Annotated in this window: 11 protein-coding genes; 9 read left to right on the forward strand and 2 right to left on the reverse strand. The window is 71.9% G+C overall.

Annotation, left to right across the window (positions count from 1 at the left end; translation table 11 throughout):
- The first annotated feature begins 211 nt into the window (after window positions 1-211).
- From rpsO to FE374_RS06280, 3 genes are all read left to right on the forward strand, one after another.
- Entirely contained in the window at window positions 212-481 is a 270-nt protein-coding gene (gene rpsO / locus FE374_RS06270) for a 30S ribosomal protein S15 (RefSeq protein ID WP_139927726.1), read from the forward strand.
- A 275-nt stretch (window positions 482-756) separates the two neighbouring features.
- Entirely contained in the window at window positions 757-3216 is a 2460-nt protein-coding gene (locus FE374_RS06275) for a polyribonucleotide nucleotidyltransferase (RefSeq protein WP_139927727.1), read from the forward strand.
- Window positions 3217-3218: 2 nt separating this feature from the next.
- On the forward strand, window positions 3219-4631 hold the full coding sequence (locus FE374_RS06280) for a M16 family metallopeptidase (RefSeq protein WP_139927728.1): 1413 nt from the start codon (window positions 3219-3221) through the stop codon (window positions 4629-4631).
- Between the two features lie 10 nt (window positions 4632-4641).
- Here FE374_RS06280 and FE374_RS06285 read toward each other — a convergent pair whose 3' ends face one another.
- Complete coding sequence (locus tag FE374_RS06285) at window positions 4642-5286, reverse strand: alpha/beta hydrolase family protein (protein ID WP_139927729.1); 645 nt, start codon at window positions 5284-5286, stop codon at window positions 4642-4644.
- 246 nt (window positions 5287-5532) lie between these two features.
- Between FE374_RS06285 and FE374_RS06290 the strand changes: the two genes are divergently transcribed.
- Window positions 5533-7926 carry a glycoside hydrolase family 3 protein gene (locus tag FE374_RS06290; RefSeq protein WP_223173657.1) on the forward strand — a complete coding sequence of 798 codons (2394 nt, stop codon included), beginning with the start codon at window positions 5533-5535 and terminating at the stop codon, window positions 7924-7926.
- 318 nt (window positions 7927-8244) lie between these two features.
- Window positions 8245-9015 (forward strand): 4-hydroxy-tetrahydrodipicolinate reductase, encoded by a 771-nt coding sequence (gene dapB / locus FE374_RS06295; protein ID WP_139927730.1) that lies wholly within the window; start codon window positions 8245-8247, stop codon window positions 9013-9015.
- A 32-nt stretch (window positions 9016-9047) separates the two neighbouring features.
- Here the strand turns inward: dapB and FE374_RS06300 are convergent, their stop codons facing one another.
- Entirely contained in the window at window positions 9048-9851 is an 804-nt protein-coding gene (locus FE374_RS06300; RefSeq protein WP_230978487.1) for a GNAT family N-acetyltransferase, read from the reverse strand.
- Window positions 9852-9979: 128 nt separating this feature from the next.
- Between FE374_RS06300 and dapA the strand changes: the two genes are divergently transcribed.
- The 4 genes from dapA to FE374_RS06320 all read left to right on the forward strand — a co-directional run bounded on the left by dapA (window position 9980) and on the right by FE374_RS06320 (window position 15405).
- Window positions 9980-10900 (forward strand): 4-hydroxy-tetrahydrodipicolinate synthase, encoded by a 921-nt coding sequence (dapA, locus tag FE374_RS06305; RefSeq protein ID WP_139927731.1) that lies wholly within the window; start codon window positions 9980-9982, stop codon window positions 10898-10900.
- Between the two features lie 168 nt (window positions 10901-11068).
- A complete protein-coding gene (locus FE374_RS06310) occupies window positions 11069-12763 on the forward strand; it encodes a ribonuclease J (RefSeq protein WP_179957352.1) in 1695 nt (564 codons plus the stop codon).
- Between the two features lie 273 nt (window positions 12764-13036).
- A complete protein-coding gene (locus FE374_RS06315) occupies window positions 13037-13885 on the forward strand; it encodes a purine-nucleoside phosphorylase (RefSeq protein ID WP_230978488.1) in 849 nt (282 codons plus the stop codon).
- Complete coding sequence (locus FE374_RS06320) at window positions 13882-15405, forward strand: purine-cytosine permease family protein (RefSeq protein ID WP_223173658.1); 1524 nt, start codon at window positions 13882-13884, stop codon at window positions 15403-15405. Before FE374_RS06315 ends, FE374_RS06320 begins: the two co-directional genes overlap by 4 nt.
- Window positions 15406-15411 lie beyond the last annotated feature (6 nt).

The raw sequence follows: 15411 nt of genomic DNA on the forward strand, positions 1-15411 counted from the left end.
GCGCGTGACGGCTCCCGAGGACATGACATGTCGCGGAGGACATGACACTTCGCGGGAGAGCTGGTGGCTCGGGGGAGTGTGTGGCGAACGTCCGGTCGAGCCGCCCGCCGCGTGCCTGATAGGCTGCCCACTGCCGTCAAGCCGGCCACGGATGCGTCATGCCCGGGAGAACATGCCCCGGTGCTCCGTGCAACGACCAACAGGAGAACCAATGGCCCTCGCTGCCGACGTGAAGCAGTCCATCATCGCTGAGTACGCCACCCACGAGGGTGACACCGGTTCGCCGGAGGTCCAGATCGCGATGCTCAGCCAGCGCATCAAGGACCTCACCGAGCACTTCAAGACCCACAAGCACGACCACCACTCCCGTCGTGGTCTGATGCTCCTCATCGGCCAGCGCAAGCGCCTCCTGGCATACCTGGCCGCCGAGGACATCGAGCGCTACCGCAGCCTCATCGCGCGGCTCGGCCTGCGCCGCTGAACCTCCGACCGGCTCGGACCTGCGGGTCCGAGCCGGTCGTGCATGCCCGTCCGGCGTGCGGCGCCGTCGCCGCCGGGCACCCGGGCCTCAGGGCCCACAGCAGGAACCCGGGCCCGCGGGCCCACAACTGAACACGCACACCACCTCCGCACCGGCCACGCACGAGTCGGTCCTCGGTAGTGGCCTCCGGAACGCGGGACAACCCGCGCCCGTCCGTGGGCCTCGATCGATGACCGCCGGGCCGCCGGGCGGACGAACCACGAAGGAGGGCACCCATGGAGGGTCCCGAGATCAAGTTCGCCGAAGCCGTCATCGACAACGGCTCGTTCGGCACCCGCACCGTCCGCTTCGAGACCGGGCGGCTCGCCCGGCAGGCCGCCGGCTCCGCCGTCGCCTACCTCGACGAGGAGACGATGGTGCTGTCGGCCACGACGGTCGGCAAGCACCCCAAGGAGCAGTTCGACTTCTTCCCCCTCACGGTGGACGTCGAGGAGCGCCAGTACGCCGCCGGGAAGATCCCCGGCTCGTTCTTCCGCCGCGAGGGCCGGCCCTCGACCGAGGCCATCCTCGCCTGCCGCCTCATCGACCGCCCGCTGCGCCCGTCCTTCGTCAAGGGCCTGCGCAACGAGGTCCAGATCGTCGAGACCATCCTCGCGATCCACCCCGACGACTCCTACGACGTCCTGGCGATCAACGCCGCCTCGATGTCCACCCAGATCTCCGGTCTGCCGTTCTCCGGCCCGATCGGCGGCGTCCGCATCGCGCTCATCGGCAGCCAGTGGGTCGCCTTCCCCCGCTACAGCGAGATCGAGAAGGCCGTCTTCTCGATGGTCGTCGCCGGCCGCGTCGTCACCAAGGACGACGGCACCAACGACGTCGCCGTGATGATGGTCGAGGCCGAGGCCACCGACAACGCCTGGACGCTCATCAAGGAGCAAGGCGCCACGGTCCCGACCGAGGAGGTCGTGGCCGAGGGCCTCGAGGCCTCCAAGCCCTTCATCAAGGCGCTCGTCGAGGCTCAGCAGCAGCTGGCCGCCGAGACCGCCAAGCCGACCGCCGAGTTCCCCCGGTTCCTCGACTACGAGGACGACGCCTACGCCGCCGTCGAGGCAGCGGTCTCCGCCGACCTCGCCCAGGCCATCCAGATCGCCGGCAAGCAGGAGCGCGAGACCCGCCAGGACGAGATTCGCGCCGCCATGCTCGAGACGCTCACCGAGCGTTTCGAGGGCCGCGAGAAGGAGCTCTCCGCCGCGTTCCGCGCCGTCGCGAAGACCGCCGTGCGCCACCGCGTCCTCACCGACGGCATCCGCATGGACGGCCGTGGCCTGAAGGACATCCGCACCCTGTCCGCCGAGGTCGAGGTGCTGCCCCGCGTGCACGGCTCGGCGCTGTTCGAGCGCGGCGAGACCCAGATCATGGGCGTCACCACGCTGAACATGCTGCGCATGGAGCAGCAGCTCGACACCCTGTCCCCGGTGACGCGCAAGCGCTACATGCACAACTACAACTTCCCGCCCTACTCCACCGGTGAGACCGGCCGGGTGGGCTCGCCCAAGCGCCGCGAGATCGGCCACGGCGCACTGGCTGAGCGGGCCCTCATGCCTGTCCTGCCCAGCCGCGAGGAGTTCCCCTACGCGATCCGGCAGGTCTCCGAGGCACTCAGCTCCAACGGGTCCACCTCCATGGGCTCGGTGTGCGCCTCGACCCTGTCGCTGCTCAACGCCGGTGTGCCGCTGCGCGCGCCTGTCGCGGGCATCGCCATGGGCCTCATGAGCGACACGGTCGACGGCGAGACCCGCTACGCCGCCCTGACCGACATCCTCGGCGCCGAGGACGCTTTCGGCGACATGGACTTCAAGGTCGCCGGCACCCGCGAGTTCGTCACCGCCATCCAGCTCGACACCAAGCTCGACGGCATCCCCGCCTCGGTCCTGGCCGGTGCGCTGACCCAGGCCCGCGACGCCCGCCTGTACATCCTCGATGTCATGAACGAGGCGATCGACGTCCCGGACGAGATGGCCCCGACCGCCCCGCGCGTCATCACCGTGAAGGTCCCGGTCGACAAGATCGGCGAGGTCATCGGCCCGAAGGGCAAGATGATCAACCAGATCCAGGAGGACACCGGCGCGGACATCTCCATCGAGGACGACGGCACCGTCTACATCGGCGCCACCGACGGTCCCTCGGCGGAAGCGGCACGGCAGGCGGTCAACGCCATCGCCAACCCGCAGATGCCGGAGATCGGCGAGCGCTTCGTGGGCACGGTCGTCAAGACCACCTCCTTCGGTGCCTTCGTCTCCCTCACCCCGGGCAAGGACGGCCTGCTGCACATCTCGCAGATCCGTCGCCTGACCGGCGGCAAGCGCGTGGAGAACGTCGAGGACGTCCTCTCCGTGGGCCAGAAGGTCCAGGTCGAGCTCGCCGAGATCGACCCGCGCGGCAAGCTGTCCCTGCACGCCGTCGTCGAGGGCGAGGAGGACGCCGAGGGCGAGGCGTCCGGTGACGGTGCCTCGGCCGACGGCGGGGCCTCCACCCAGCGCGACGGCGACCGGGACGGCCGCGACGGCGACCGGGACGGCCGCGACGGCGACCGGGACGGCCGCGACGGCGACCGGGACGGCGACCGGGACGGTGGGCGCCGTGACGGCGGCCGCCGCCAGCGCACCCGCACGCGCCGGCACGACGGCGCCGAAGGCGCCGAGGAGCCGGCGGCAGCGCCCGGCACCGACGCCTGAGGATGCCCGAACAGCTGAACCTGGGCCCGGCCGGCGCACCCGGCACGGAGATCCGCGCCGAGCAGGACGGCAGCGTCATCCGACGCTCCGTCCTGCCCGGCGGTATCCGGGTACTCACCGAGGCCATGCCCGGTCAGCGCTCGACGGCGGTAGGCGCCTGGGTGGCCGTCGGCTCGCGTGACGAGACCAACGGCCACCACGGCTCCACGCACTTCCTCGAGCACCTGCTCTTCAAGGGCACCCCCACGCGCACCGCGCTGGACATCGCCGAGGCCTTCGACGCCGTCGGCGGGGAGGCCAACGCCGCCACCGGCAAGGAGCACACCTGCTACTACGCGCGGGTGCTCGACGCCGACCTGCCCATGGCCGTGGACGTCATCACCGACATGGTGACCTCCTCGGTCATCGACGCCTCCGAGCTCGAGACCGAGCGTGGCGTCATCCTCGAAGAGCTCGCCATGAACGACGACGACCCCGTCGACGTCGCGCACGAACGCTTCACCACCGCTGTGCTGGGGGCCCACCCCCTGGGCCGGCCCATCGGCGGCACCCCGGAGACGATCCGCGCGGTGCCCCGTGAGGCGGTGGTCGAGCACTACCGCCGCACCTACGTCCCGCGCGAGCTCGTCGTGACGGCGGCGGGCAGCGTGGACCACGACGCCCTGTGCGAGCAGGTGCTCCGCGCCGTCCAGGAGGGCGGCTGGGCGCTGGATGCCGACGCCGTCCCCGCCGAACGGCGCGTGGGGGCCGCCGTCGCCGGGGCACGCGGCGTGCCACCGGGGTCGGGGGCCGTGATCGTCCCCGGGCCCGAGACGGCCCTGCTGCCGCAGCAGGGCAGCGCGGTGACCGTGCAGCGCCCCACCGAGCAGGCCAACGTGCTGCTGGGCGGGCCAGGTATCGCGGCCGGTGACGAGCGGCGGTACGTGCTCTCCGTGCTCACCACGGTGCTCGGCGGCGGCATGTCCTCGCGGCTTTTCCAGGAGATCCGCGAGAAGCGCGGACTGGCGTACTCCACCTACGCGTTCGCCTCGTCCTACGCCGAGGCCGGCACGTTCGGCCTCTACGCCGGGTGCGCGCCGGGCAACGTCACGCAGGTGGTCGAGCTGCTCACCACCGAGTGGGACCGCCTCGTCCGCGACGGCATCAGCGAGGACGAGCTGCGCCGCGGCGTCGGCCAGCTGCGCGGGAACATGGTCCTCGGCCTGGAGGACAACGGCTCGCGGATGTCCCGGCTCGGCCGCGCGGAGATCGTCCACGGCGAGCTGACCAGCCTGGACGAGATGATCGACCGCATCTCGAAGGTGACCGCCCCTCAGGTGCGCGAGCTCGCGGCCGACCTGGCCGCCGGACCGCGCTCGCTGGTCGCGGTGGGCCCGTTCGAGGACGACGTCGCCGCCCGGCTGCTCACCGCGTAGTCCGGTTCCTTTACGGGCTCAGCAGCTCGGTCATCCACTCCTCGACGGCCGAGCGGATGTTCGGGTGGTCCTTGGCCAGGCTGTGGTCGCCGTCGACCACCACCACGCGGCGGTCGGGGCCCGACGGCGGCATGCCGAAGGGGTCCCGTGAGCCCTGGACCACCAGGGTCGGCACGGTGACGCCGTCGAGCTCCGGCAGCCGGCTCGGCCGGTCGGCCCGGCCGGGCGGCCGGAGCGGGAAGGCCAGGCAGAGCACGCCGACGGCGCCGACCTCGGCGGCGGTGCGGCACGCGACCCGCGCACCCGAGGACCGTCCGCCGGTCACCAGCGGCGTTCGGTCGCCGGCCTGTTCGCGCAGCCATGCCGCGACCGCGACCCAGGCGGCGTCGAGCTGGCGGGCGGGGGCGGGGGCCCGGCGGCCGGCAACCCGGTAGGGCTGCTCGACCAGCGCCACCCCCAACCCGGCGCGACGCGCCACCGACGCGGCGAGCGTCAGGTCACCAGCCGTCACGCCACCACCCGCGCCGTGCCCGAGCATGACCGTCGCCCGGGATCCCGCCGGGCTGTCGAGGTGGACGCGCGCCGGACCGTGCGGGGTCGTGACCTCGGCGACGCTCGCGGACGCGTGGTCGGGTCCCGAGGGGGTTGTGGCCATCGGCAAATCGTATGCGCGGGACGTCCCCTGAGTATCGGACGGCAACAAGTGGCAACTGCTAGGTTTCCTGTGGCGCGGCTAACAGACTGGCCACACGTTCCTGGAGATCTGCTGGGAGCGGCGTGGTTCCACAGGGGGGATCGCGGTTGCGGGTCGCCAGACCCGGGTAAGCGAAAGCGGTATGGGGGCGTGCCGCGACCTGCGTGCGCCCGTGTAGTGGAACCGAGGTCGAGGGAGACCATCTTCATGAGCAGCACTTCCCGGCGGATCGGACGGCGTGGGCTTACGGGCCTCGCTGTCGCTCTGCCTCTCTCGCTGGTCCTGGCCGGTGGCGCGATGGCCGCACCACCGGAGCACGCCAACAACAGCGACCGCGCGGCGGCGGCGTCGAAGTCCAACGAGGGCAACCACGGCAAGCCGCCCGAGCTCGAGGCCCGCGTCAAGGACGTCATCAAGGTCAAGGGCCGGAGCTTCAAGGACCTCAACGACAACGGCAAGCTCGACGTCTACGAGGACTGGCGCAAGCCCACCTCCGAGCGCGTCGCGGACCTCGTCGAGCAGATGACGCTCGAGGAGAAGGCCGGCCTCATGCTCATCCAGACCCTGAACGCGGGGTGTGAGGGCACGGTCGTGGATCCGGCGACGGACTACATCGAGAACCAGTACATGCACCGGTTCATCTTCCGCAACGTGGTCAACTCCACAGCCTCCGAGTGTGGTGCACCGGGCACGCCGCAGGTCACCCCCGCGCAGGCGGCGGAGTTCACCAACGCGGTTCAGGAGAAGACGGAGGCCACGCGCCTGGGCATCCCGGCCCTGTTCAAGTCGAACGCCCGCAACCACATCGAGCACGACGCCCGCGTCGGGATCAGCGAGGCCGCCGGCGCCTTCAGCGCGTTCCCGAAGGAGGCCGGCATCGCCTCCGCCGCACTCGGCGACGACGAGTACATGGGCGTGGTCGAGGACTTCGCCACGGTCATGGGTGACGAGTGGTCCTCGATCGGACTGCGCGGCATGTACGGCTACATGGCCGACCTGTCCACCGACCCCCGCTGGTACCGCGTGCACGAGACCTTCACCGAGGACGCGGACCTCGGCGCGGACATCATGGGCACGCTGGTGGAGACCCTGCAGGGCCCGGTCGACAAGGATGGACTGTCGCTCAGCCCGGACACCGACGTCGCGCTCACGATGAAGCACTTCCCGGGCGGTGGCCCGCAGGCGCTCGGCCTGGACCCGCACTACGCCCACGGCAAGACGCAGGTCTACCCGGGTGACGGGTTCGGGGAGGCCCTCAAGCCGTTCGAGGCCGCCATCGACGCCGGCGTGTCGTCGATCATGCCGTACTACGGCGCGCCCATCGACGTCACCTACGAGGGCGTCACCTTCCAGGAGACCGGCTTCGCCTTCTCCGACCAGATCGTCAACGGGTTGCTCCGTGACCAGCTCGGCTTCAAGGGCTACGTCAACTCCGACACCGGCATCATCAACGACCGGGCGTGGGGGCTGGAGTCGGCCACCGTCCCCCAGCGTGTGGCGGCTGCCGTCAACGGGGGCACCGACACGCTGTCGGGCTTTAGCGACGTCCAGACCATCCTCGGCCTGGTGGACGCCGGCCTCGTCACCGAGGATCGGGTCGACCTCGCGGCCGAGCGCCTGCTCGCGCCGCTGTTCGACCTCGGTCTGTTCGAGGACCCGTACGTCGACCCGGCGCTGGCCACGGCGACCGTGGGCAGCGACGAGAACCGTGAGATGGCCCAGCTGCTGCAGCGCAAGTCCGTCGTGCCGCTGCAGAACTCGGGCGTGCTGCCGCTCAAGGCGGGCTCGAGCGTCTTCGTGATGGGCAACTACAACGAGGACCAGGTGGCGGAGTTCGGCTTCGACGTCATCAACGGCAACAAGGCGGGTGCCGGGGCGGCCGCGGTTGCGGATGTCGCGGTCATCAACGTGACGGCCGCGACCGACCGCGCGGTCACCGGCGCCTACCGGTCGAACTTCGACGACACCGGCTGGTTCAACCCGGCCACCGGCGAGTTCGCCGACGCCGACGACCCGAGCACCACCGCCGACTTCTACGTCATCGGTGGGATGGACCCGGAGTACGGGAACAACCCGGTCGTCATGGACGGCGTTCCCGGCCTCGACGGGAACAGCCCGTGGGGCGCTTCGGACCGCTGCGTCGCCGAGGGTGGCGAGGCTGCGATCAACAACCCCAGCCCGACGCCGTCCTGCACCGACAACCGCCTGGGATTCGGCGGGGCGCTCCCGTGGGAGTCCAACGTCCTCGACTTCACGGGCATGGCTGACTCGCAGTCCTGGAAGGTGACACCTTCGCTCGACGAGATCCAGACCGTCATGAACGAGGTCGGCGCGGAGAACGTCGTCCTCAGCGTCTACTTCCGCCAGCCGTACGTCCTCGACGACGCCAGCGGACTGACGGACGCGGGCGCGATCGTCGCCGGGTTCGGGGTCACCGACGCCGCGCTGTGGGACGTCCTCGCCGGCAACTTCACCCCGCAGGGCAAGATGCCGTTCGCTCTCGCGAACAACGTGGAAGCCATCAAGACGCAGGCGCCGGACCGCCCGGGCTACGAGGACGAGGACACCCTGTTCCCGTTCGCCTTCGGCCTGACGTACTAGCAGGGCGCTGATCCGGCGACCAGTCGCCGGACGCAGCACGACGGAGGACCCGCTCACCTTGGTGGGCGGGTCCTTCGCTGTCGCTGCGGAGGTGCGGACTCGATTCGCCGCCGGCCCGCACCGTGGGTGCAGGGATCGCCTGGCGGATTTAGATGACCACGACGGCGGGCATCCCGCCTGAGGGTCTTGACCGGTAGGGACTAGCGCACGGCGCCCGTGGCGAAGGCCACGGGCGCCGTCGCATGTCATCGCGCGAGCTGGGGCCCGGCTGATGACCCGCCGTGATACGCGCGCGGCCCGATCGCCTACGCTGCCCGCGTGACCTCCCACCTCTCGGTAGCAGTTGTCGGTGCCCACGGGCGGATGGGCCGGGCGGTGTGCGACGCCGTCGACGGCGCGCCCGACCTCGAGCTCGTCGCCCGGCTCGACGCGACCGACGACGTCGCCGGCCTCGCGGGCGGCCCCGCCAAGGTAGCCGTCGACTTCACCGTTCCCAGCGTCACCGAGGCCAACGTCCACGCCCTTCTCGACGCCGGCCTGCACGTGGTGGTGGGCACCACCGGCTGGACCGAGGAGTCCCTCGGGCGTGTACGCGACCACCTGGAGGAGGTCAACTCCGGCACCGGAGGAGGGCTAGGCGTCCTCATCGCCCCGAACTTCGCGCTGTCCGCCGTGCTCGCCATGACGTTCGCCCAGCGTGCCGCCCGGTTCTTCGAGTCCGCCGAGGTGATCGAGCTGCACCACCCCAACAAGGTGGACGCCCCCTCCGGCACCGCGATGACCACGGCCCGGCACATCGCGGCGGCCCGCGCCGAGGCAGGTCTCGGGCCGATGCCGGACGCCACCGAGACTCAGGTCGACGGCGCCCGCGGCGCCGTCGTCGACGGCGTGCACGTCCACGCGGTCCGGCTGCGCGGCCTGGTGGCCCACGAGGAGATCCTGCTAGGCAACCCCGGCGAGCAGCTGACGATCCGCACCGACTCCTTCGACCGGTCGAGCTTCATGCCCGGCGTGCTGCTGGCCGTGCGCGAGGTGGCCCGTCGTCCCGGTCTCACCTTCGGGCTGGACCAGGTGCTCGACCTCAGCTGACCTGCCGGTCGGCGTCGTGCCGGCCAGACGAGCTACAGATCCGCGTACCAGCAGATCTCGGTCACCTGGGAACCGCCGACGTCCAGGACCCGGCGCAACCCGGCCGGGGCGAACCCCGCCTGGCTGAGGAAACGGGTCCGTGACTCGTCGTCCTGCACGGTCCAGGTCTGCACCCGTGTGGCGCCCTGGTCGCGCAGCAGGTCCGCGCATGCGGCCAGCAGGCGGGAACCGTGCCCGCGCCGGGCGTGGGCGGCGGGCACCTCCAGCGCGAGGATCTCGGCGACGACGGCGGTGCTGTCCCGCTCGGCGTCCGAGGCCCCGGAGCCGGCGTCCGGCTCCTCGATGGTGTACGTCACCTCTACCGTCACCTCTGCCGGCGCGAAGGCGGCGAAGCCCACCACCTGGGCCCCGGCGACGGCGGTCAGCACGCGGTGGCGGGGCGTGGGCGGGGAGGTGATCGCCGCGGCCCAGAACTGACCGAAGGCGACGGGGTCGATGGCGTCGGCCACCTCGGAGGGGAGGTCGCCGACGGCGGCCGTGAGCGATGCCTTGAAGGTCCGGGCCTGGATGCTGCCGAGGAACGGGGCGTCCTCCGGGAGCGCCGGACGCACGGAAAGGTCCGCGGTCGGCCTGAGGGGGTCGAGGTGCGCGTGCCCGGCGTGCGGGTCGGCGTGCTCATGACCGGCATGCGGGTCTGCCGCACCGGCGGCCGCCGCGACGGTGCTGCCTGCACCGAGGCCGCCGGTGCCGGCCGGCCCCTCCGCGTCACCGGCCGCGTCGTCCAGGAGGCGGCCGAGCAGGTCGTCGTCGGGGGAGAGGGCGTCGCCGGAAGTCACCGCACCAGGCTAACCGGGCACGACGGCGGCCCGGCCCCCGCCGTCGTCGGCGCTCCCGGTCCGCCTGTGACCACCACCATGTGGGATGCGGCCCTGTCGGTGTGGGCGGTCGGCGCTACCGTCTGCACATGACTCAGCAGCCGGCCTCCGCCTCTCACCCGTCGCGCACGTTCGGGTCCGTCTCGACGGCGATGGTCACGCCGTTCCACGCCGACGGCTCGATCGACATCGACTCCGCGGTGCGGGTGGCGGTCAAGCTGGTGGACGACGGCTGTGACGCCCTCGTCCTCAACGGCACCACCGGCGAGTCACCCACCACCCACCAGCCGGAGAAGGACGACCTGGTGCGCGCCGTCGTCGACGCGGTGGGGGCGCGCGCCATGATCATCGGCGGCGCCGGGTCCAACGACACCGCGCACGCCGTGCGCATCGCTCAGGGCGCCGAGCGCTCCGGCGCCCGCGGCGTCCTGGTCGTCTCGCCCTACTACAACCGCCCCTCCCAGGAGGGCGTCTACCGGCACATCAAGGCGGTGGCCGACGCCGTCGACCTGCCGGTGCTGCTCTACGACATCCCCGGCCGCACCGGTGTGGCCATCGGTGACGAGACGCTCGACCGCCTCGCCGAGCACCCGCGCGTCCTGGGCGTCAAGGACGCCACCGGTGACGTGCCGGCCGGTTTCGAGCGGATGGCCCGCACCGGGCTGGAGTTCTACTCCGGTGACGACGGCCTCAACTTCGACTGGCTCGCCCACGGTGCCTCCGGCGTCGTCTCGGTGGTGGGCCACGTGGCCGCCGGCGCCTACGCCGAGATGGTCCGCGCCGTCGACGCCGGCGACCTGCCCGGCGCCCGCGCGGTCGCGGCCCGCATGCGCCCGCTCGTTGCCGCGATCATGGGTGGCGGGCAGGGTGCGGTCATGGCCAAGCACGCCCTGCACCTGCAGGGCGTGCTCCCCAGCACCACCGTGCGCCTGCCGCTGGTCGAGGCCACGCCCGCAGAGGTTGCCGCCCTGGAGCAGGTGCTCCGCGAGCACACGCTCATCCCGGCCTGACCGCCCGCGCCGGAGACGGCGTCCGCCGGCCGTGAGTCTGGTCACCCGGTGCCGGCGGCCGTCCGCGCGCCGTTCCGCGGCCCCGTCCGCCGGCGGCGGCTCCCGGCCCTGCCCGGGATGCGGCCCGGGCGTGGTCCGGGGCGCTGCGGGAGGGTGTCGCCTGGCAGGATGGGGCCCGTGAGCCATCCGCACCCTGAACTGTCCGCGCCCGGTCCCATCCCGCAGGGCGGCCTGCGCATCGTCCCGCTCGGCGGGCTCGGTGAGGTCGGGCGCAACATGACCGTGTTCGAGCACGGTGGCAAGCTGCTGATCGTCGACTGCGGCGTCCTCTTCCCCGAAGACAACCAGCCCGGGGTCGACCTGATCCTGCCGGACTTCGACTACATCGCCGGCCGCCTGGACGACGTCGAGGCCATCGTGCTCACGCACGGGCACGAGGACCACATCGGCGGTGTCCCATACCTGCTGCGGATGCGCCACGACATCCCGCTCATCGGCTCCCAGCTCACCCTCGCCTTCATCGAGGCTAAGCTCCGCGAGCACCGCATCTCGCCGGTCACCCTCTCGGTGCGCGAGGGGCAGACCGAGCAGCTCGGTCCGTTCGGGCTCGAGTTCGTGGCCGTCAACCACTCCATCCCCGACGCGCTCGCGGTCATGATCCGCACCGCCGCCGGCAACGTCCTGCACACCGGTGACTTCAAGATGGACCAGCTCCCGCTGGACGGTCGCGTCACCGACCTGCGGGCCTTCGCCCGCCTGGGCGAGGAGGGGGTCGACCTGTTCATGGTCGACTCCACCAACGCCGAGGTGCCCGGCTTCACCGCCCACGAGCGCAACATCGGCGGTGTCCTCGACAACGTCTTCGCCCAGGCCGAGGGGCAGATCGTCGTCGCGTCCTTCGCCTCGCACGTGCACCGCGTGCAGCAGGTGCTCGACGCCGCGGCCCTGCACGAGCGCAAGGTCGCCTTCGTCGGCCGGTCGATGGTCCGCAACATGGGCATCGCCGCCGACCTCGGCTACCTCCGTGTGCCGGAGAACACCCTCATCGACGTCAAGAAGATCGACGACTACCCGCCGAGCGACACCGTCCTGATGGCCACCGGATCCCAGGGTGAGCCGATGGCGGCCCTGAGCCGGATCGCGAACAAGGACCACCGGGTCGCCGTCGGCCCCGGCGACACCGTGATCTTCGCCAGCTCGCTCATCCCCGGCAACGAGAACTCGGTGTTCCGGGTGATCAACGGGCTCATGCGGCTGGGCGCCAAGGTCGTCCACCAGGGCAACGCGAAGGTGCACGTCTCCGGCCACGCCAGCGCCGGCGAGCTGCTCTACTGCTACAACATCGTCCGGCCCAAGAACGTCATGCCGGTGCACGGCGAGATCCGCCACCTGGTGGCCAACGGCTCTCTCGCCGTCTCCACCGGGGTGCCGCCCGAGCGGGTGGTGCTCGCCGAGGACGGCGTCGTCGTCGACCTCGTGGACGGGCGCGCCCGGATCGCCGGCGCGGTCCCGTGCGGGTATGTCTACGTGGATGGCTCGAGCGTCGGGGAGATCACCGACGCCGAGCTCAAGGACCGCCGCATCCTCGGTGAGGAGGGCTTCATCTCCATCTTCGCCGTCGTCGACACCTCCACCGGCAAGGTGCTCACCGGCCCGCACATCCAGGCCCGCGGCATGGCCGAGGACGACTCCGTCTTCGACGCGATCCTGCCCGACGTCACCTCGGCCCTGAACGAGGTGGTGGGCCGCGGCAACGCCGACCTGCACCAGATGCAGCAGGCGATGCGCCGCGTGGTGGGCCGGTGGGCCGCCAAGCGCCTGCGCCGCAGCCCCATGATCATCCCGACCGTCGTCGAGGCCTGAGCGGTCGGTCCGGCGGGACGCCGCGAGGCGTCCCGCCCGGCTCAAGGGGAGGTGCGCCACCCCCGCTCGCTCGTCCCCGTCGCTAGACGACCGGGCATGTGCGGTCCTCGGCTCGCAGGGCCGACGCCCTCGGGCGGGCCGGGTTGACAGCGGTGGCGGCCGGACGTCACGGCGGTCGTGTGAACGGCGGGCGGCGGCCCGGAAACGGTTCGGTGCGCGTGTCGCCGGCGCAAGGACCTGCACCGACGCCCCAATATTCGTACGATTCGCCTTGTGGACACACAGGCCGAGGAGGCCGCCGCGCAGCTGCGCGACCGGCTCGGGATCCGGCGTGCCGACGTCGGAGTGGTGCTCGGCTCCGGCTGGGGCCCGCTCGTCGCGGGCTGGGGTGCCCCCGCCGCCGACGTGGCGGCCGCCGAGGTGGCCCACTTCCGTGCCCCGGTCGCGCCCGGGCACGCCGGCCGGGTGCTCCGCTTCGAGCTCGGCGGCGGAGACGCACCACTGACGGTCGTGGTCCTCGCCGGCCGCACCCACCTGTACGAGGGGCACGGCCCGGGCGCCGTCGCCCACGGCGTGCGCACCCTCGCCACGCTGGGCGCGCGCACCGTGGTCCTCACCAACGCCAACGGCGCCCTGCGCACCGACTGGCCCCTCGGACACGTCGTCGCCCTCACCGACCACCTCAACCTCACGGGCGCCTCACCGCTGACCGGGCCCGCCTTCGTCGACCTCACCGACGCCTACGACCCGGCCCTGCGTGCGGCGCTGCTCGCCGCGGCGGCCGAGGACGGGCTCGACCTCGCCACCGGCGTCTACGCCATGCTGCGCGGCCCCCACTACGAGACCGCCGCCGAGGCGCGGATGGCCGCCTTCCTCGGGGCGGACGTGCTGGGCATGTCCACCGTGCTGGAGACCATCGCCGCCCGCGAGGCCGGGATGCGCGTCCTCGCGCTGTCCACCGTCACCGCGCACGAGGGCTCCGGCGAGCAGATCGACCCCGACGAGGTGGTCGCCGTCGCCGAGGCCTCCGCCGCGCGGCTCGGCCCCACCCTGAGCCGCGTGCTCACCGCCGCACGCGTGCCGGCCGCCTCCGCGGCCGGCCGACCCAAGGAGACATCGTGACCACCGAATCGAGCGCCACCCCCGCCGAGGTCCTCAGCCATGAGGGACCCACCTCCGCGCTGCGTATCGAGACCACCGGCATTGAGGTGATCGCCGACGCCGACCGCAAGGGCCGGCCCTCCTCGCTGTTCTGGCCGTGGTTCGCAGCGAACATCTCCGTCTTCGGCATCAGCTACGGCTCGTTCATCCTCGGCTTCGGCATCTCCTTCGCCCAGGCCACCCTGGTCGCGATCGCCGGCAGCATCCTGTCCTTCCTGCTGGTCGGGATCATCGCGCTCGCGGGCAAGCGCGGCTCCGCACCGACCCTGACGCTCTCGCGCGCCGCCTTCGGGCTGCGCGGCAACCTCGTGCCGGGCGTGGTGTCCTACCTGCTCCTGGTCGGCTGGGAGATCGTGCTGGTCGCGCTGGCCACCCTGGCCACGGACACGGTGATCCGGCAGCTGGGCTGGTCAGGCGGCAACACCGCGCTGATCATCGCGTTCCTCGTCGTGATCGCCGTCGTCGTTGGCGCCGGGATCCTCGGCTTCGACATGATCATGCGGGTCCAGACCGTGCTGACCATCGTCCTGGGCGTGGTGACCCTGGGGTATGTCGCCCTCACGATCGACCGGATCGACCTCGCCGCCCTGAGTGAGCTGCCCACCGGTTCCTGGGAGGCCGTGCTCGGCGCCTTCATGCTCGTCATGACCGCCCTCGGGCTGGGCTGGGTGAACGCCGCCGCCGACTACTCGCGGTACTTGCCCCGCTCGGCCTCCTCCGGCGGGGTGGTGTTCTGGACGACCTTCGGCGCCGCGCTCGCCCCCGTGGTGCTCATCGTGTACGGCCTCCTGCTCGTCGGCTCCGACCCGAGCCTGACCGACGGGATCGCCGCAGACCCGATCGGCACCCTCGCCACCCTGCTGCCCACCTGGTATCTCATCCCGTTCGTGCTGGTCGCGGTCGGCGGGCTCGCCTCCGGCGCGGTGCTGGACATCTACTCCTCAGGCCTGACCCTGCTCGCCGTAGGCCTGCGCGTGCCCCGCTGGGTGGCCGCCGCGATCGACGGGGTGCTCATGATCATCGGCACCATCGTGCTGGTGTGGTTCGCCGACGACTTCCTCGGGCCCTTCATGGGCTTCCTCATCACGCTCGGCGTCCCCATCGCCGCCTGGGCCGGGCTTTTCATCGCCGACCTGATCCTGCGCCGGCGGGACTACGACGTCGCCTCCCTGTTCGACGCCCGAGGCGTCTACGGCGCCGTCAACTGGACCAACGTGATCGGCATGCTCGCGCTCACCGCCGTCGGGTGGGGCCTGGTCACCAATTCTGTCCAGGGGCTGACGTGGCAGGGCTACCTGTTCGAGCCGCTCGGTCTCGACGTGGATGTCTGGGGCTTCTCGGGGGTCGGTGTCGCGGTGGCCCTGGTCGGCGGCTTCCTCGTCGGCCTCGCGAACCGCGGCCGCATCCGGCGCCAGGAGCAGGCCACGGCCGACGGCGCGGCGGCTCCTGACGGCGGTGACACCGTGACGGCGACCCGGTGACGGCGG

Source organism: Georgenia yuyongxinii (assembly GCF_006352065.1).
Classification (GTDB): Bacteria; Actinomycetota; Actinomycetes; order Actinomycetales; family Actinomycetaceae; genus Georgenia; species Georgenia yuyongxinii.